The sequence below is a fragment of the Streptomyces sp. TAA204 genome (assembly GCF_000424965.1).
The window spans coordinates 17,582-36,569 of record NZ_AUKW01000020.1 but is presented as its reverse complement, the minus strand read 5'-3'; the positions used below and the strand labels follow the sequence as shown (position 1 = coordinate 36,569).

5 protein-coding genes are annotated in these 18,988 nt (G+C 72.9%); all 5 read left to right on the top strand.

The window, feature by feature from the left end:
* Positions 1–315: 315 nt before the first annotated feature.
* Genes H343_RS0121195 through H343_RS0121175 form a run of 5 tightly spaced genes read left to right on the top strand, consistent with a single transcriptional unit; the run spans position 316 to position 18,935 of the window.
* Entirely contained in the window at positions 316–6,390 is a 6,075-nt protein-coding gene (locus H343_RS0121195) for a non-ribosomal peptide synthetase (protein WP_028432785.1), read from the top strand.
* 56 nt (positions 6,391–6,446) lie between these two features.
* Complete coding sequence (locus tag H343_RS31935) at positions 6,447–7,538, top strand: TauD/TfdA family dioxygenase (RefSeq protein WP_051265670.1); 1,092 nt, start codon at positions 6,447–6,449, stop codon at positions 7,536–7,538.
* Positions 7,535–10,630: a non-ribosomal peptide synthetase gene (locus H343_RS33635; RefSeq protein ID WP_051265668.1), complete on the top strand. Its 3,096-nt coding sequence runs from the start codon at positions 7,535–7,537 to the stop codon at positions 10,628–10,630. The genes H343_RS31935 and H343_RS33635 overlap by 4 nt, the downstream gene beginning before the upstream one ends.
* The gene (locus H343_RS0121180) at positions 10,627–17,289 is read left to right on the top strand and encodes a non-ribosomal peptide synthetase (RefSeq protein WP_028432784.1); all 6,663 of its coding nucleotides are present in this window, start codon (positions 10,627–10,629) and stop codon (positions 17,287–17,289) included. The genes H343_RS33635 and H343_RS0121180 overlap by 4 nt, the downstream gene beginning before the upstream one ends.
* On the top strand, positions 17,286–18,935 hold the full coding sequence (locus H343_RS0121175; RefSeq protein WP_028432783.1) for a cyclic peptide export ABC transporter: 1,650 nt from the start codon (positions 17,286–17,288) through the stop codon (positions 18,933–18,935). Before H343_RS0121180 ends, H343_RS0121175 begins: the two co-directional genes overlap by 4 nt.
* Positions 18,936–18,988 lie beyond the last annotated feature (53 nt).

The window sequence follows — 18,988 nt, the reverse complement described above, 5'->3', positions numbered from 1 at the left end:
TTCCGCCCTCCTGCGCGGGTGACGCTCGGGCCCCGGAGGGGGTTCGACCCCGTCGGGGGGATCATGACAGATGTCATCAATAGTTGACCGTGAACGGGATTCTTCACAGGAGCCTCACGCCTGCGCCAAACATCTCCACCGCTGCTGAGCGGGCATGCGGCGGCCCCGGAGCGGGCCGCCGGCGGCGCCCGGTGCCGCGAGCAGGGCCACATGACAATTGACATGCCGTCGTCGAAAAGTGGGCTCTCCCGCGTGCACTGTGCTTAGCGTGTCCTCCGCGCGCCGCGATTGCGTGCACTACGGGGGAGAATTCACATGTGTTGTGCGTACGGGAGCAGTGCTGCGCCGACGACGGACGGCGGTGGGATCACCGAAGTCCCGCTGTCCGTCGGGCAGTCCTCGCTCATGTTCCTCCATGAGCTCGCACCGGCGTCGCCCTCCTACCACCTCGGCGCCTGCGTCACCGTGCGCGAACGGCTCGACCCCGGACGGCTGCGGTCCGCCTGGGAGACGGTCTGCGCGCGTCATCCCGCGCTGACCGGAGTCATCGCCGGCGGCGAGAAGGGTTACGTGCAGCGCTGGAACACCCTCGGCGCTCCCGAACTCATCACGCGGGACATGTCCGGAGCCGAGGCCGAGAAGCTGCTGCTGCAGGCCGCACGGGACTACGAGCAGCCGTTCGCGCTGGCGAGCGAGGCGCCCGCGCGCTTCTTCGTCTACCAGCAGGAGGACGCCACCACTCTCCACCTCGTGCTGCACCACATCGCCGGTGACCTCAGTTCGACCTTCATCGTCCTGGAGGACTTCCTCGCCGCCTACCGGGGCGGCACTCCCGACGGTCCGGCCCTGCCCCCCGAACCGGACACCTCCTACGCGCGTTACGTCGAGGCCGAGCGGGCCTTCCTGGACAGTCCGCGCTCCGAGACCATGCGCCGCTACTGGGAGGAACAGCTCGACGGCTGCACCTTCGCGCTGGACCTGCCGGGCATGACCGCACCGCGCCCGGTCGAGGACCCGGACGCTCCCGCGTTCGCCCGCTTCCGGCTGCCCGCTTCGCTCGCCACCCGCGTGCGGGAACTCGCGGACAGCAGCGGCACATCCTCGGCCACGGTCCTGCTCGCGGTGTTCAACGTGCTGCTGCACAAGCTCACCGGCTGCGACGACATCGTGGTGGGCTTCCCCACCGAGGGACGCAAGAAGGCCTACAAGCGGACCGTCGGCTACTTCACCAACCCGTTGCTGCTGCGCACCCCGGTCACCCGGGACGCCACCTTCACCTCGGTGCTCGCCGCCACGCACACCGCACTCGTCGGCGCGGTCCGCCACCAGGCGCTCCCCGCACCGACGGTGCTGGGCCGGATCGCTCCGGGCTCCGCGCTCTCCGGCAGCTCCCTCTACCAGGTCAGCTTCCAGTTCGAGCCGGAGAGACTGGCCTACGGGACCAAGGCGATCTTCGGCGGCCTGGGCACCATCCACCTCTCGGGCTACGAGACCGATCCCGTGCCGCTGCGCCAGCAGGTGGCCCAGTTCCCGCTGCGGCTGCAGGCCGGCGAGATCGGGGACGAGATCCAGGGCGCGCTCCACTTCGACCCGGCACGGCTCGACGAGCAGACGGTGAAGGGCTACGCCAAGCTGTTCGAGGCACTGGTCGCCGAGGCCACCGCCGACGAGACGTCGGCGGTGGGCGTCCTCGGCGCGGGCGCCCCCACCGCACCCGCCGAGTGGACCGGGGCGGGCGGGCAGACGCCGGGTGACCAACGTCCCGTGCACGAGCGCATCCTGGTGCACGCGGCGAGCGCTCCCGGCGACGTGGCGCTGACGGACGCCGGACGGAGCTGGACGTACGGCGAACTGGCCCACGCCTCGGGTGTCGTGGCCGCACGGCTGCGCCGGGAGGGCGTCGGCCCGGAGACGGCCGTCGGACTGTTCCTCCCGAGGGACGCGCGCACCGTGATCGGCATGCTCGCCGTCTTCCGCGCCGGCGGCGCCTGGCTGGCGCTCGACCCCGCCTACCCGGACGAGCGGCTGCGGCTGATGGCCGGGGACGCGGACTGCCGCGTCCTGCTGACGGACGGCGGAATGCCTCCCCGTGCGGCGCTGTCCTCGGGACGTACCGTCATCGACCTCGCGGCCCTGGACCTCGACGCCGATTTCCACGGCGACGGCCTGGACGAGGCCTCCGGCGGCGACCTCGCGTATCTCGTGCACACCTCCGGTTCGACCGGACGCCCCAAGGCGGTGGCCGTACCGCACTCCCAGCTCTCGGCCTCCACGGCTGCCCGAGCCGAGTTCTACGGCACCGAACCGCCACGGTTCCTGCTGCTGTCCTCGTTCTCCTTCGACAGCTCCTACGCCGGGATCTTCTGGACGCTCACGCTCGGCGGCACCCTGGCCGTCCCGGACGCCGAACAGACCAAGGACGCCGACCAACTGGCGGAGCTGGTGGAGCGGCACGCGCTCACCCACACGCTCACGGTGCCCTCGCTGTACCGCGCCCTGCTGACGCGCCCCGGTGGCCCCGGGAGCACGCTGCGCACCGTCGTGGTGGCGGGGGAGGCATGCCCACCCGACCTGGTGCGCGAGCACCGGGCCGTACTGCCCGGCTGCGCTCTGGTGAACGAGTACGGACCCAGCGAGGCCACGGTCTGGGCCACCGCTCACATGGTCGAGGACGACGGCCGGGGCACGGTGCCGATCGGCAGACCCGTCCCGGGCGCCACGGTTCATGTGCTGGACGAGGGGTTGCGTCCGGTGGCGGTGGGCGTGGTCGGTGAACTCTTCCTCGGCGGCGCGGGCGTCGCCCGCGGCTACACCGGACGCGGCGCACTCACCGCCCAACGCTTCATACCCGACGCCCACTCCGGCGACGCAGGAGCACGCCTCTACCGCACCGGCGACCTCGCCCGCTTCACACCCCAGGGAACCCTCGAGTTCTGCGGCCGCATCGACGAACAAGTCAAAATCCGCGGCTACCGCGTCGAACTCGGCGAAATCGAAGCCGCCCTGCGCACCGCCCCCACCGTCGCCGACGCCGTCACCACCACCGACCAACCCACCAACGGCAGCGAACTCCGCCTCATCGCCTACATCGTCCCCCGCCCCGGCACCACCACCGACACCCAGGAACTCCTCCGCCACACCGGCGAACGCCTCCCCGCCCACATGGTCCCCGCCACCATCATCGAACTCGACACACTCCCCCTCTCACCCAACGGCAAAGTCGACCGCCGCGCCCTCCCCCCCCCCCCCCGCGAAAGCGACACCCCCGACCACGCCCCCCCCCGCAACGAAATCGAAACCCGCCTCGCCGAAGTCTGGAAAACCGTCCTCCACCTCCAACACCTCGGCATCCACGACAACTACCTCGCCCTCGGCGGCGACTCCATCCTCTCCATCCAAGTCGTCGCCCGCGCCCGCCGCGTCGGCATCCGCATCAACCCCCGCCAACTCTTCGAACACCCCACCATCGCCCAACTCGCCCCCCAGGTCAGCACCGTCGAGGCGGCGTCGGCTCCCGTACCGGGTGACACCACGGACGTACTGAGCCCCATCCAGCAGTGGTTCCACGAGCTGGACCTGACCACGCCCGCACACTGGAACATGGGGGTGCTGCTGGGCCTGCGCACGCCCGTCACGCAGGGCGCGGTGAGCGAGGCGGTCGCCGCTGTGGTCGCCGGCCACGAGGCCCTGCGCACCCGTTTCGTGCGGCAGGAGGACGCGGACGGCCGGCCGGGCGAGGTACGTGCCGTGGTCGCGGCACCGGACGCCGCCGGTACGGCAGTCGGGCACGCCGACCTGACCGGCACCCCGCCGGAACGTCTGGAGCAGGCCCTGAAGGAGCTGGCGGACGAACTGCACGGCGGGCTCGACCTGGCCGGCGGTCCGCTGCTCCGGGTCCTCCTCGTCGATCAGGGCTCCGGCCTGCCCCAGCGGCTGCTGCTGGCCGCCCACCACCTCGTGATGGACGCGGTCTCCTGGCGCATCCTGCTGGAGGACCTGGACATCGCACTCGCGGCCGTCCGCTCCGGAACGGAACCCGACCTGCAGCCGGAGGGCACGACGCACCGGCAGTGGACCGCGGAGCTGCGCCGCCGGGCGGTCGACCCGCAGATCACCGACCGGGTCGAGACCGAACTGGCCGAACTGGCCGAACCCGCCTACCTCAAGGACCCCGCCACGCTGCCGGCGCCCGGTACCGAGGGCGCAGCCGGACGGGCGAGCCGGACGCTCACCGTGGAGCAGACAGAGACGCTGCAACGGACGCTCGTCCACGACCTCGGCGGCACCCTGGAGGAAGGGCTCATCGCCGCGACCGCCCGAGCCCAGGCCCGCCTCGCCGGAAGGGACGGCGTCGTCGTGGAGCTGGAGAGCCACGGCCGCGAGCAACTGCATCCCGAACTCGACCTGTCCCGGACCGTGGGCTGGTTCACCACGCTCGCGCCGCTCCCGGTGGACGCCTCGGGCACGAGCCCGCTGAGCACTCTGTGGCACGTGCGCAGCCGGCTGCGCGAACTCGTGCACCGCGGCATCGACCACGGTGTCGTCGGCCATCTCGCGGGCGGGGAGCTGTCGGAGCGCATCAGGGCGCTCCCGGCACCCGACGTCAACGTCAACCATCTGGGCCGTATCAGCGCCAACAGCGACCCTGCCGCCTCGCTCGAACTGCTGGTGCCCTCCTTCGGGCAGGTACGCGACCCGCACGGCACCCGGCCCGCCGCCGTGCTGGTGGAGAGCCTCGTCACCGACGGCCGGCTGACGGTGCAGGTGGAGCACACCACTCAGCAGGAGGCGGCCGGACTCGCCGACGCTCTCATCGGCGAACTGCACGCCCTCACCGGCGAGGAGGACCCGCCGCTGCTCGCCGCGGGAATGCGCCAGGACACAGCGCCGGTGGGAGCCGTACGCGACTGGGCCGCCAAGTGGGGCGCCCTGTCCGCCGTGTGGCCGCTCACGCCGATGCAGCAGGGAATGCTCTTCCGGACGCTGGCCTCCGACGGTGCCCGGCGCGAGGGCGGCGACAGCAGCGGCGTCTACGTCGAGCAGCTCAGCGCCGTGCTCGAAGGGGACCTCGATCCGGCCGCGTTCGCGCGGTCCTGGCAGGCGGCGCTCGACCGCCACCCCGTGCTGCGCGGAGTGTGTGCCTGGGCGGATCTGCCCGCCCCGGTGCTCGTCGTCCCCGCGGAATGTGAACTCCCCGTCACCTTCCTGGACTTCACGGACGCGGAGGGCTCGGCCAACGCAGACGCGGAAGCGGAAGCGGTCCCGGACCCGGAGGGCTCCAAGGACGCGGAAGCACGGCTCGCCGCATACGTGGAACAGGACCGGCGGACGGGCTTCGACCTGTCCGGCGGGCCGCTGGTCCGGCTCGCCGTCGCACGGCTCGGCGACACCCGGTGGGCGTTCGTCTGGACGCACCACCATGTGCTGCTGGACGGCTGGTCGCTGCCGATCCTGCTGGAGGACGTCCTGGCCGGATACGCCGCCGGTCTGGAGGGGCGGACGCTCCAGCGTGCCCCCGCCCCGGACTTCGGCCAGTTCGCGACGCGCCTGGCCCGTCAGAAGCCCGACCTGGCCCAGGAGTTCTGGACCCGGCAGCTCGCCGGGACCGACCCCGCGCCCCTGGTGCCGGCGGGCGCCGGACCCACCGGGCCCGGCACGCACGTCGACCACGTCGTACGGCTCGCCGCCGAGGACACCGCGCGGCTGCGTGACACGGCGAGCTCGCACGGGATCACCCTGGGCGGCGCGGTGCACGCGGCGTGGGCGCTCACGCTCGCGGCCGAAACCGGCTCCGACGAGGTCGTGTTCGGCAGCGTCGGCTCGGGCCGGCCCGCCGACCTGGAGGACGCGGACCGCATGGTGGGCATGTTCATCAACACCGTGCCCTTCCGCGCCCGTATCACCGCCGGCCTTCCGCTGGGGCACTGGGCACGCGACCTCCAGCAGACACTCGACACCGCGCAGGAGCACATCCACACCCCGCTCGCGCGGATCGCGGTCTGGAGCGGCCGTACCTCCGCCGCGGACCTCTTCGACACCGCCGTGATCGTCGCGAACTTCCCCTTCACCGACCTGGGCGGCGTGCTCCCCGGGATCGATGTGATCAGTGCGGACGCCTACGAGCAGACCGAACTCCCGGTCACACTCACCGCCGCGCCGGAGGGCGACCGTCTGACCCTCTCGGTCAACCACGACACGGCCCGTGTCCCCGCCGAACGGGCCGCCGCGATGGCGGACCGGCTCTGCCAGGCGCTCAAGGCGCTCGCCGACGACGCGGTCACCGTCGGGGAGGCCGGTGCGGCGCTCCGCGCGCAGGCCCGCGGAGACCGTGCGCACAACCGCGCCCGCCGCGCGTCCCGTCTGGGGGCGGGTCGCGCCCGCACACGCTGAAACCGGACATCCCGCCACCCGCCCGTGAACCGTACGGGCATCCCTGGAGGAGGCTCATGCCACTTCGTACGCGACTCAGACCGGACGGTCCCGGCGGCCGCCGGTCGCTGACCGACCCGGACGCCGTGACCTTCGGCGCCCCGTCGCCCGCCGCGCTGCCCGTCATGGCCGTCCCGGACCGGCCCGGCACTCCCCTCACCCTGTGGGTGGAGGCGAACACCGCACTCGTGCGCGAACATCTGCACCGCAGCGGTGCCGTGCTCTTCCGCGGCTTCGAGGAGGGGGCGGGCGCGGTGCGTCCGGTCGTCGAGACGGTCGCCGCCGGCGGTGCGCTCACCTATCAGGACGGCGCCACCCCGCGCAGCGAACTGGACGACGGTGTCTACTCCTCCACCGAGTACCCGGCGGACCAGACCATCGAGATGCACAACGAGGCCTGTTACAGCTGGAACTGGCCGCGGGTGCTCGGCTTCTCCTGCGCCCTGCCCTCCGAGACCGGCGGCCAGACCCCGCTGGCCGATTCGCGGCGCGTGCTGGAGCGGATACCCGCGGAACTTCTCGCCCGGCTGGAGCAGCACGGGGTGCAGTACATCCGCAACTACACGCCGGGGGTGGGGATTCCCTGGCAGGAGGCACTGGGCTGCGACGAGTCCGGGCTGGGCGACTACGCGGCACGGACCCGGGTCCGGGTGGAGCGGCTGGCGCACGACCACCTGCGCACGGTGGCCCGGCGGCCGGCGACCGTCCGGCATCCGGTGACCGGCGAGCGGGTCTGGTTCAACCAGGCCACGAGCTTCCATCTCAGCACCATCGGTGACGACATGGCCGCCGAACTCCTGGGCCAGCTCGGAGGGGACCGCGTCCCCAAGACCTCGGCCGCGGGCGACGGCACGGAGTTCACGGCCGCTGAACTGGCGGCCGTCCGCGCCGCGTTCGCGGCCGAGACCACCACTTTCGACTGGGAGTCCGGCGACGTTCTGATCGTCGACAACCTCCTCGCGTCGCACGGCCGCCTCCCGTTCACGGGGAAGCGTGAGATCCGCGTCGCGATGGCGGGCGCCGGGGACTGGCAGAGCCTGGAGACCCGGCCCACCGCCGCCACCGCCGCGGCCCCCGGCGGCGCAGCCCCGGAGGAGGGAGCGCAGTGAGCAGCGCAGACACACAGACCGGAGCCCAGACCGGCGGACAGACCGGAGCCCAGACCGGCGGACAGACCTTCCGCACCGGGCCGCACCAGCACGACGCCGCCCTCGACCGCGCCGTGAGCACCGCTGTCGTACGCCCGCCCGGCACCCTCACACAGGACCGCCTGGACGCGGCGCTCGACCTCGCCGTCAAACGCTTCGAGGTGCTGCGCACACTCCTCGTACCCTCGGCGGCGGCGGGACCGCCGACGCAGCGGGTCCTGCCGGAGCGCCCCCACGGGGAGCCCGGCACGGCCTGGGACGCACAGCTGCTCGGCTCGGACCGGGTCCGGCTCACCGCGAGCGCCCACGTCCTGGACGCCGAGGGGCTGCTGCTCCTCTCCGACGTCCTCTTCCGCGACCACTCCCCGACGGCGGACGGGGAAGAGGCGGACCAGCTCCAGTACGCCGATGTCGCCGAGTGGCTGCACGAGATCCTGGACGACCCCGAGGCGGCCGTCACTCGCGCCGAGTCGGCTGCCGAACGGGACACCAACGCCGAGGAGTCGGCCGAGACGCTGGCCCGGCTGCGTTCCCTCGCCCCCGCGGGCGGCGCACCCGCGGACCGTGGCGCCGCTGCGGCCGCCGCAGCCCCCGCGCGCACCGTCCGCACGGTGGAACTGGCGGCGGACGCATACCCGGCCGCCGAGGCGGAGGCCGTGCTGCTCGCCGCCTGGCTGGTGGTGCTGCACCGCTTCGGCGGCACCGGCGCGGTACGCGTACGGGTCCGCAACACCCTGCGTGAACTGCCCGAACTCCGTTCGGTGCTGGGCCCGTTGGCCACCTGGACACCGGTGGACCACACCTTCGCTGCCGAACAGACGATGGCCGACGTGGCCGCAGCGGTACGCGAGGTGCGCGACGAGCAGCGCGAGACCGCGGAGCTCATCACGGAGTCGTCCGCCGTGACGGGCCCGTTGGGCTTCTGCTACCTGCACGTCCCGTCCGTCGCGGGCACGGTGGAGTCCCTCTCGGTCACGGGCAGCTCCTTCGGGCTCTGCCTGAACGCCGTCCACCACGGCGACAGCCTCGAACTCGGCATCGACGGCGAGCATGCCGCGGAACTGGGCGGGGAACTCACGGGCCGGCTGCTCGACGCGGTCGTCGCCGTCCTCGGACCGGTCCGGCGGAACGCCGGGACCACGGTGGGCAGAGTGCCCATGGGCCGTCCCGCACCGTTCCTCGGCACGGACCCGACGCCGACAGCCCTCGCCTGGCAGGACCGGACGCTGGCCGGTCTCGTCGCCGACGCCGCCGCGAGCGCACCGCGGGGCCTCGCGGTGCGCTGCGGCGAACGGGAGGTGACATACGCCGAACTGCTCGGCCGGGCACACGGGATCGCCGGGCGGCTCACATCGCTCGGGGCCGGCAGCGAGTCCGTCGTCGCGGTCCTGTGCGACGACCCAGTGCAGCGCCTCACCGCGCAACTGGGGGTACTCCTCTCCTCGGCCGCCTATCTGGTGCTCGACCCGCAGGACCCGCCGGCCCGCGTGCGCGAGATCCTGGCCGACGCCGCCGCAGCCGTATGCGTGGTCTCCGACGGGCTGGAACCCCCGGCCGGCAGCGGCACCGAAGTGGTCCGGGCCGCCAGGCTGTCCGCTCAGGACGGACCCGGCACCTCGGCCGCGCCGCAGCCCGGCGACCCGGACAGCCTGGCGTACCTTCTGTTCACCTCGGGCTCGACAGGCCGCCCGAAGCCGGTCGCCGTGACCCACCGCAACGTCCTCAACTACCTCGGCTGGCTGGTGGACACCCGCCTGATCACCCGCGACACCGTGCTGCCCGCCACCGCCGCGCCCGTCTTCGACGCCTCGCTGAAGCAGCTGTGGGGCCCGCTCGTCCTCGGCGGCACCGTCACGCTCGTACCGCCCGGACAGCACTCCGCGGAAGCACTGGCCGACGCCTGCCGCACCTCCGCGGTCACCACGGTGAACACAGTCCCCCGGCTGTGGCACGAGACGCTGAACGCCCTGGAGTCCGGTTCGCGCGGCAGCGACGCACCGGGCAGCCCGCAGAAGCTGGACGTGCTCCTCGGCGGGGAGGCACTGCCTGCCGAACTGGTCGCACGTACGGCCCGATTGCTGCCCGGCGCACGCGTGTGGAACCTCTACGGGCCGTCCGAGACCACCGCCAACGCCTCGGCCGGACCGGTGGCCGAGGGCGAGGCCGTCACGCTCGGACGCCCGGTCGGCGGCACCGTCCTGTACGTGCTCGACGAAGCACTCGCGCCCGTACCCGCCGGAGTGGTCGGCCAGTTGTACGTGGGCGGCGCCGGTGTCGCGCGCGGCTACGCGGGGCGTGGCGGCCGCACCGCCGAGCGCTTCGTACCGGACCCGTTCTCCGGAGTGCCCGGAGCACGGCTGTACGCCACCGGTGACCTGGTGCGCGCCGGGCTGGACGGGCGGCACGAGTTCGCGGGCCGCGCCGACACACAGCTGAAGGTCCGCGGCTTCCGGATCGAACCCGGCGAGATCGAGGCGGCGCTGCAGGCGCACCCGTCCGTCGAGGCGGTGGTCGCCGGGGTGTCCGGGGACCGGGTGGTCGCCTGGGTCGTCCCCGGCGCCGCCGGACCGCCCTCCGTGGAGGAACTGCGCGACTTCAGCCGCGAGAGCCTCCCCGCCTACATGGTCCCCGGGGTGTTCGTCCCGCTGGAGCGGGTGCCGCTCACCGTCAACGGCAAGGTGGACCGGCGGGCGCTGCCCGACCCGGACACCCGGCTGCTGCGCTCGGGCGGAGAGCACACGGCTCCGCGCACACCCGTCGAGGAGATCGTTGCCGAGGTCTGGAGCAGTGTCCTCGGCGTCGACCGGATCGGGGTGCACGACGGCTTCTTCGCCCTGGGCGGGGACTCGATCCGCGCCATGCAGACCGTCGCGCGCTTCCGCGAACTGATGGGAGTCGAGTTCTCCCTGCGGGGACTGCTCGCCGCCTCCACGGTCGAGCAGCAGGCGAAGCTCCTCCTGGAACACGACCACGACGGATCCGTGACGGCCTTCGCCGCCGAGTTCGCCGCCCTCGACACTCCCGAAGAACACCCCGAGGAGCCGAAGCCGTGACAGATTCCGCCCGCCTCGAAAGGGCCCGCAGGGCCCTCGCCGCGAAACGCGCACAGAGACCCGGTGCCGCCGCACCGCTCACCACCAGGCCGGACGCCGCAGAGGTCCTCCTGTCCGACAGCCAGCTCCAGCTGTGGACGGCGCACGCCCTGGACCCGACCGGCGCCGCGTACACGGTGCCCGCGGCGCTCGACATCACCGGACCGCTCGACGCCGCCGCCCTCGCCGAGGCGTACGACTGGCTGCTCGCCCGGCACGAGGGACTGCGGCTCCAGGTCGAGGAGATCCACGGCAAGCCGCGTCCGCGGATCGCCCGGAGCCTGCCGCCGATGCGCCGGGTGGACCTGACCGGGCTGCCGGCGGACGAGGCCGGGCGGCGCTGCGCCGAGCTGAGCGACGAGGAACTGCGGGCCCCCTTCGACCTGTCGGGCGGCGCCCCGCTCGTACGGGGTCTGCTGCTCGCGCTCGGCCCCGAACGGCACCGGCTGGTGGTGACCTTCCAGCACCTCGTCATCGACGGGCTCTCCGTGAGCACCGTTCTGCGCGAACTGCTGGACGCGTACGGGGCGGCCCGCTCCGGCGAGCCGCTGCCCCCCGCGCCGCAGGGGCCGTCCTACACCGACTTCGCCTGGTGGGAGCAGCGGCGCAAGGCGGAACGCACGGGGCAGGAAGACCCCTCGCTCGCCTACTGGACGCGGCTGCTGGAGGGCGCGCCGCGCGGCCTCGGCCTGCCGCTGGACCGTGCCCGTCCCGACACACGCGCGCACCGCGGCGCCCATCTCATCCGCGGCACCGGCACGGCGCTGCGCAGCCGCGCGGAGAAGTTCGCCGCGGACAGCGGCGTTTCCGTCGTCTCCGTGCTGTACGGGGCGTGGCGGGCCGTGCTGCACCGGGCGGCACTCACCGACGACCTGGTGATCGGGGTGCCGGTCGCGAACCGTATGCGCACCGAACTGCGCGGCATGGTGGGGCCGTTCCTCAACACCCTGCCGCTGCGCAGCCGGCTGCGCGAGAGCGCTTCGCTCCGCGACCTCACACTCGAGTCGGCGAGGACCCTGGCCGACTCGCTGGAGCACCAGCACGTCCCCACCAGCGCCATCGGCGCGGCACTCCCCGAGGACGCCTCCGGTACGCCGCTCTACGGCGCGACGTTCACCCACCTCGGCGAGGACCGCTCGGACCTGTGGCTCGGCGAGGCGCGCGTGACTCCCGTGCACGCCGAGACCGGCGCCGCGAAGTCCGAGGTCACGCTCAGCGTCGCCAGTCGCGGGGAGAGCTTCGAACTGGCGCTGGAGTACGACACCGAGATCCTGCGGCAGTCCACCGCCGCCGGCCTCCTGGAGGCGTATCTGGGGCTTCTCGACGCCGGCCTGGAGGACCCCGACCGCCCGGTGCGGCTGCTGCCCGCCGGCCGCCGGGCCGGAGAACTGCCCGCAGAGCCGGGAGCTTCCGCGGCCCTGCACGCAGCGCCGCGTACGGCGGAGGCCGGGACGGCTCTCGACGCGGCGTTCCTGCGCTCGGTCGAGCGGTTCCCCGAACGAACCGCCGTGCACTGGCGCGGCGAACGCGTCACCTACCGCGAACTGTCCGCGCGGGTCGACGCGCTCGCCCGGCACCTCGTCACCCGCGGGGTGTGTCCGGGCGACCGGGTGCCGCTGCTCCTGGAGCGCGGTCCGGCGCGCGTGGTCTCCGTCCTGGCCGTGCTGCGGGCCGGGGCCGCCTACGTGCCGGTGGACCCGGGGCACCCCGCCGAACGCGTCCGCCACATCCTCGACGACAGCGGCGGCAGGCTGCTCGTGGCCGACGGAGGTGGCGCAGCCGCCCGTCACGAGAGCGTCCCGCGGATCGTCGTCGACGCGGAGGGAGCGCCGCTCGGCGACACCTCCGGTGACGCCGGCGTGACACTGCCCGAGCGGCACCCCGGGGACATGGCGTACTCGATCTACACTTCCGGGTCCACCGGCCGCCCCAAGGGCGTGGCGATCTCCGACGCCCAGCTCGTCAGACTGTTCTCCGCGACGGACGAGCACTTCGGCTTCACCCACGAGGACGTCTGGTCGGGCTTCTTCTCCTACTCCTTCGACTTCGCCGTGTGGGAGCTGTGGGGCGCCCTGATGTACGGCGGTTCACTCGTGCTGGTGCCGGAGGAGACCACCACCTCCCCCGCCGACCTGCTGGAGCTGCTGGAAGGGCACCGGGTGACGGTGCTCAGCCAGACCCCGTCGGCGTTCAAGGGCCTCGCCGCCGCCGATGCGGCAACCGGCGCGGCGCACGAACTCGCCCTGCGGTACGTCGTCTTCGGCGGCGAGGCGCTGGAGGTCAACACGCTGCGCCCGTGGCTGGAGGCGCGCGGCGAGTGCGCTCCGCAGCTGGTCAACATGTACGGCATCACCGAGACCACGGTGCATGTCACGCACCGGGTCCTCTCCGCGGCGGACCTCGGCGACAGGCCGGGCAGCCCCATCGGCCGGCCGCTGTCGGGCCTCTCGCTGCACGTGCTCGACGACGGCCTCAACCCGCTGCCGGCAGGACTGGCCGGCGAACTGTACGTGGGCGGCGCGGGACTCGGCGCGGGGTACACCGGGCGGGGCGGACTGACCGCGGAACGCTTCATACCGGACCCGTTCTCCGGCGTACCCGGGGCCCGGCTGTACCGCACCGGGGACCTCGCGCGGGTGTGCGAGGACGGCGAGATCGAGTATCTGGGCCGGTCGGACGCGCAGGTGCAGGTCCGGGGCTTCCGGATCGAGCTGGGCGAGGTCGAGTCGGCACTGCTCGCGCACCCGGGCATCGCCGCGGTGGTCGCCGACGTACGCGACGCACAGCTCGTGGCTCATCTGGTCCCCGCCGCCGGCGAGCTGCCGGGCGTCCACGAACTGCGGGAGCACGCGGCCGGTCTGCTGCCTCCCTACATGGTGCCCGCCGTGTTCGTCCCGCTGGAGCGGGTGCCGCTGACAGTCAACGGCAAGGTGGACCGGCGGGCACTGCCCGACCCCGCGGAGTCCCGCCTGGCCGCGGGTGCCGCGTTCGCAGGGCCGCGCACCGCGCTGGAGCGGACCGTCGCCGGGATCTGGTGCGAAGTGCTGGGCGTGACCGGAATCGGCGTGCACGACAACTTCTTCTCGCTCGGAGGGGACTCCATCCGGGCCGTCGAGGTCACCGGCAGGCTGCGCGCCCTCGGCTACGAGACGCGGGTGCACTCGCTCTTCCGGCACCAGACCGTCGCCGAGTTCACCGCCGAACTCGGCGACGCGGACGCGGCTCCCCTGACGTCCACCACCGCCGAACCCTTCGAGATGATCCGCGAGGAGGACCGCGACGCGCTGCCGGAGGACGCCGAGGACGCCTACCCCCTCACGGCGACCCAGGCAGGCATGCTCTACCACCTGCACCTCCAACCGGAAGCGGGCATCTACCACAACACGGTCAGCGTCCGCATGCGCGGCCGTCTGGACGGGGAAGCGCTGCGGCGCGCGCTCACGGACACCGTGGCCCGCCACCCGATCCTGCGGACCAGCATCTCCATGGACGGCTACTCCGAGCCGCTGCAGATCGTGCACCGCAGCGCCGTCCCCCGGCTGACCGTGACCGACATCTCCGGCCGCACCGAGGCCGAACAGCTCGGCTTGATCGACGAGTTCGTCGAGGACGAACGCCACGAGCACCTCGACCTGGGCACGGCGCCGCTGTACCGCCTCGCCGTGCACCTGCTCGGCGGCGGCGAGTTCCAGCTGACCATCAGCGAGAACCACGTCATCCTCGACGGCTGGAGCTGGACCTCGACGGTCGCGGAGATCTTCAGCCGCCAGGCCGCACTGCTCGACGGCGACCCCGGTTACGACGGGCGGTGGCCCGAAGTCGCCGCCCGCTACGCCGACTTCGTGAAGCTTGAGCGGTCCGTCGCCCAGAACCCGAATTCCGCCGAGAGCTGGCGGGAGCGGCTCGCGGACGCCGAGCCGCGCTCCGCGGCCGACCTGCGCACCTCTGGGATGCCGGACGTGCGCAGGCACCCGGTCGACATCGACGCGGCCACCTCGCAGCGGCTGGCGGCGATGGCCGCGGAAGCCGGGCTGCCCCTCAAGAGCTTCGCCGTGGCCGCGCACATGAAGGTGCTCGCCGAGGCGCTGGCCGTGGACAACCCGGTCACCGGCATGGTGCTGCACGGCCGTCCCGACCGGCCGGGTGCCGAGGACATCCGGGGCCTGTTCGTCAACATGCTGCCCGCCTCCGTCGCGGTGCCCGGCGGCACCTGGCGCGAGCTGGCCCTGCGCACCTTCGAGGAGGAACGCGCTCTGCTGGAGCACCGGCACACGCCGCTGATCCATGTGCAGGAGGCGATGGGCAACGACCCGCTCTTCGACGTGGGCGTCAACTTCGTGCGCTTCCACGCGCTGGGAGCGGTGCTGGACACCGGGGTGGTCGAACTGGTCGGCCACCACCCGGCGTCCGCCGAGGACACCAACTACGCGCTGATGGCCACGTTCTCGGTGCACCCGCCGGCGAAGGAACTCGGGCTGATGCTCGCCTACGACGCCGACCGGGTCTCCGGGGAACGCGTGGAGGACCTGGCCGCGATGTACGCGGAGGCGCTGCGCCGCCTCGCCGAGGAGCCGGACAGCCCGCACGAGGGGCGCGGGCTGCTGCCCTACGACGAACAGACCGTCAGGGAACGCGCGTTCGGCGGCACCCTCGCCGTGCCCGGCGGCACCCTGCACGGCACGGTCGCCGCCACGGCACGGGCCCGGTCGGGCGCCGTCGCGGTCACCGGGCCCGACGGCGAACTCTCGTACGGCGAACTGGCCGACCGTGCCCGGCGGTCGGCCGGCGCGCTGGCCGCGAACGGCGTGCGCCGCGGTGACCTCGTCGCGGTCGTCGCCCGGCGCGGCACCGGCCTCGCGGTGGGAGTGCTCGCGGCGATGGCCGCCGGAGCCGCCTACGTACCGGTCGACCCGGAGCTGCCGCTGGAGAGGATCGCCCACCTGATCAGGGACTCGGGCTGCGCGACCGCACTGACCGCACACCTCACCGACGACGACGCCCCGCTCCTCGGGCTCCTCGCCGCGGAGGGCGTGACCGTACTGACCGTCACCGACGCGGTCGCCGGAGCGCACGGAGCACGCGAGCCGGACCGGGCCGACGGCGACGACCTCGCCTACGTGATCTACACCTCCGGTTCCACGGGCGTGCCCAAGGGCGTCGCCGTCACCCACCGGAACGTCCTGAGCTATCTGCGTGCCTCGGCGACGGTGGTGGAGCCGGGGACGGGCGACATCGTCGCGGTACGCTCCACCTTCACCTTCGACCTGTCGGTCTGGGAGCTCTTCGCCGGTCTCGTCGCCGGTGCCCGGATCGACTTCGTACCGGGCGAAGTGGCCTCCGACGCCCAGGAACTCCACCGCCACCTGCGGACCCGGCGCGTCAGCATGCTGGCGACCACTCCCACCATCGCGCAGGAACTGGCCGCGGTGGACAGCGGTTCCGGGCCCGCCATGGGGCTGCGGGCGCTGCTGCTCGCCGGGGAGGAAGTGGTCCCGGGCCGGATCGCCGACTGGTTCGACGGACCGTCCGCGAGCGGCTGCACGGTCCTCAACTGGTACGGCCCGACGGAGGCGACCGTCCTGATGACGGTCGCCGAGCTGACCCCGGAGGTCACACGCAGGCAGCGGGCCCCCATCGGCGGGCCGGTGCCCGGTTCGTCGGTCTGGGTGCTCGACGAAGACCTGCGGCCCGTGCCGCCCGGCACCGCCGGCGAACTGTGCATCGGCGGGCTCCAGGTGGCGGACGGCTACTGGCGGCGTCCTGGCCTCACGGCCTCCCACTGGGTGCCCGACCCGTTCTCCTCGGTTCCCGGCTCCCGCCTCTACCGGACCGGCGACCGCGCCGTCCACCGCAGCGACGGACAGCTGGAGTTCCTGGGCAGGTTCGACAACCAGATCAAACTGCGCGGCCACCGCATCGAGCTGGGCGAGATCGAATCCGTGCTGCTGGAAGACCCCGCGGTGGCGGACTGCACGGTCGTCGTGCACGGCCGGGGCGGTCCCACACCCCAACTGGTGGCCTACGTCGTGGCCTCCGGGCACGGCGGAACCGGCCTCGACCGGCGCGAGACGCGCAGCCGCGCCGCGAGCCGGCTGCCCCGCCACGCGCTCCCCGCGGCGATCCGCGAGATCCGCGAGATCCCGCACACCCCCAGCGGCAAGCTGGACCGCCGCAGCCTTCCCGTACCCACCGCCGAGGACTTCCTCGGTACGGCGGGCAGCACCGAACCGGCACGGGACGAGACCGAACGCAGGCTCCTCGGCGTGTGGCAGGAACTGCTGGGCCTGGAAGGTCTGGGAATCCGGGACCACTTCTACGAGGCCGGCGGCCATTCCCTGCTGGCCACCCGGCTGCTGCTGCGCATCCGGCGGGAGTTCGGCGTGCGGGTGCGGATACAGCAGGCGATGGCGGACTTCACCGTCGCCGGTCTCGCCGACGTGATCCGCGGCGCGGCGCAGGAGGCCGCGCAGACCGCCGCACAGGATGCCTCACAGACCGCCGCGCAGGCCGCCGCACAGGAGGCCGCGCAAGCCGCCGCACCGCACGGAGCGGCAGAGACCGGCCCACCGCAGTCCGGGGCCGCCCGGCCCGCGGCGCTGGAAAAGATGGATGACAGATGAACCTGATCTCACTGCTCGCCACGCGCTCACGGGCGACCGTCACCGCCGCCCTCCTCGCGGGCCTGGTCTCCGGAGGGGCCACCGTCGGGCTGATCGCCGTGCTCCAGAGCGTGCTCGGCAGGCTCGGCAATCCGGGCACGGGGCTGATCGTCGGCTTCACCGCAGCCGCGGCGACGGTGCTGCTGGCCGGCGCCGTCTCCTCCGTACTGCTGATCAGGCTCGCGCAACGGTCCATCCAGAGCCTTCGGATGGAACTGTGCAGGCGGATTCTGGACAGCGGCATGCGCCGCATCGAGAGCATCGGCCCGGCCCGCCTGCAGTCCGCCCTCACCGATGACGTACAGGTGATCACGAACGCGGTGGCCAGCGTCCCGCTGCTGTCGATCAACATCGCGATCGTGGCCGGCGCCTTCGTCTACATCGGCATCCTCTCCGTCAAGGCGCTGCTCGGCATGGCGGCCGTACTCGCCGTCGGCCTGGTCCTCTACCAGCTGCCGGTACGCCGCGCCGGAAGGTACCTGCGCAAGGCACGTGCGCACCAGGACACCATGCACGGCCACCTGGAGAGCGTCACACGGGGCGCGAAGGAGCTGAAGCTGGACAGCGCCCGCCGCTCACAGGTGCTCCAGGGCGGCGTGGACGGCACCGGGGCGCTGCTTGTCCGGGACACGACCAGGGGCGTCGCCCTCTACACCGTGGCGGGTTCGTGGGGACAGATGCTGTTCCTCGCCAGCATCGGCATCATGCTCTTCTCCGGACCCCGGTACGGCATCACCGAGCAGGAGCTGACGGGCTTCACACTGGCCGTCCTCTACATCAACACCCCACTGGTCACCGTCCTCAACATGATCCCGGTACTCGGCCGGGCCGGTACGGCCCTGCGCTCCCTCGACGCGCTGGAACTCGGCGACGAGAGCACGCTGCCCGAGCCGCGGCCTGCTCCTGACGGTCCCGCCACGGCCGCCCCCGGGGCGACGCTCCGGCTGCGCGGCGCAGCCTTCCGCTACGCCTCCGACGACGACGCCGAGTCCGCGTTCCAGGTCGGCCCACTGGACGTCGACTTCCGCCCCGGCACGATCACCTGCCTGATCGGAGGCAACGGCAGCGGCAAGACCACGCTGGCCAAGCTCCTGTGCGGCCTCTACCGGCCGGACGGTGGCGAAATCCTCCTCAACGGTGCGCCGGTCACGCGGGCGCGGGTGCGGGAGCTGCGCGAGAGCGTCGCCGGTGTCTTCTCCGACGTGCACCTCTTCCGTGCCCTGCCGGGCGGCCCGGAGTCCGACGAGCAGGCGAACCGGCTGCTTCAGCAGCTCGGCATGTCGGAGAAGGTGACCGTGCGGAGCGGGGAGTTCTCCACGGTCGCGCTCTCCACCGGGCAGCGCAAGCGCCTCGCGCTGGTGGCCGCGCTGCTGGCCGACCGGCCGATCCTGCTCTTCGACGAGTGGGCCGCCGACCAGGACCCCGGGTTCCGGGACTTCTTCTACACCGAGGTCCTGCCGGCCCTGCGCGAGCGCGGCAAGACCGTCATCGCCATCACGCACGACGACCGCTACTTCGGGATCGCCGACAGCATTCTCAAGCTGGAGCGGGGCCGGGCCGTCGAACTGCCCGCGGCCCCGAGGGACTCACCGGTCCCCACCCTCTGAAGACCCCTGACCTTTTCAACGCCCCTACGGATCACCGCACTTCAAGGAGAGAG

Excerpts from the sequence above, each read along its gene's own strand:
- H343_RS31935 (WP_051265670.1), top strand. The coding sequence starts at position 6,447 with ATGCCACTTCGTACGCGACTCAGACCGGACGGTCCCGGCGGCCGCCGG.
- H343_RS0121175 (WP_028432783.1), top strand. The coding sequence starts at position 17,286 with ATGAACCTGATCTCACTGCTCGCCACGCGCTCACGGGCGACCGTCACC.
- H343_RS0121195 (WP_028432785.1), top strand. The coding sequence starts at position 316 with ATGTGTTGTGCGTACGGGAGCAGTGCTGCGCCGACGACGGACGGCGGT.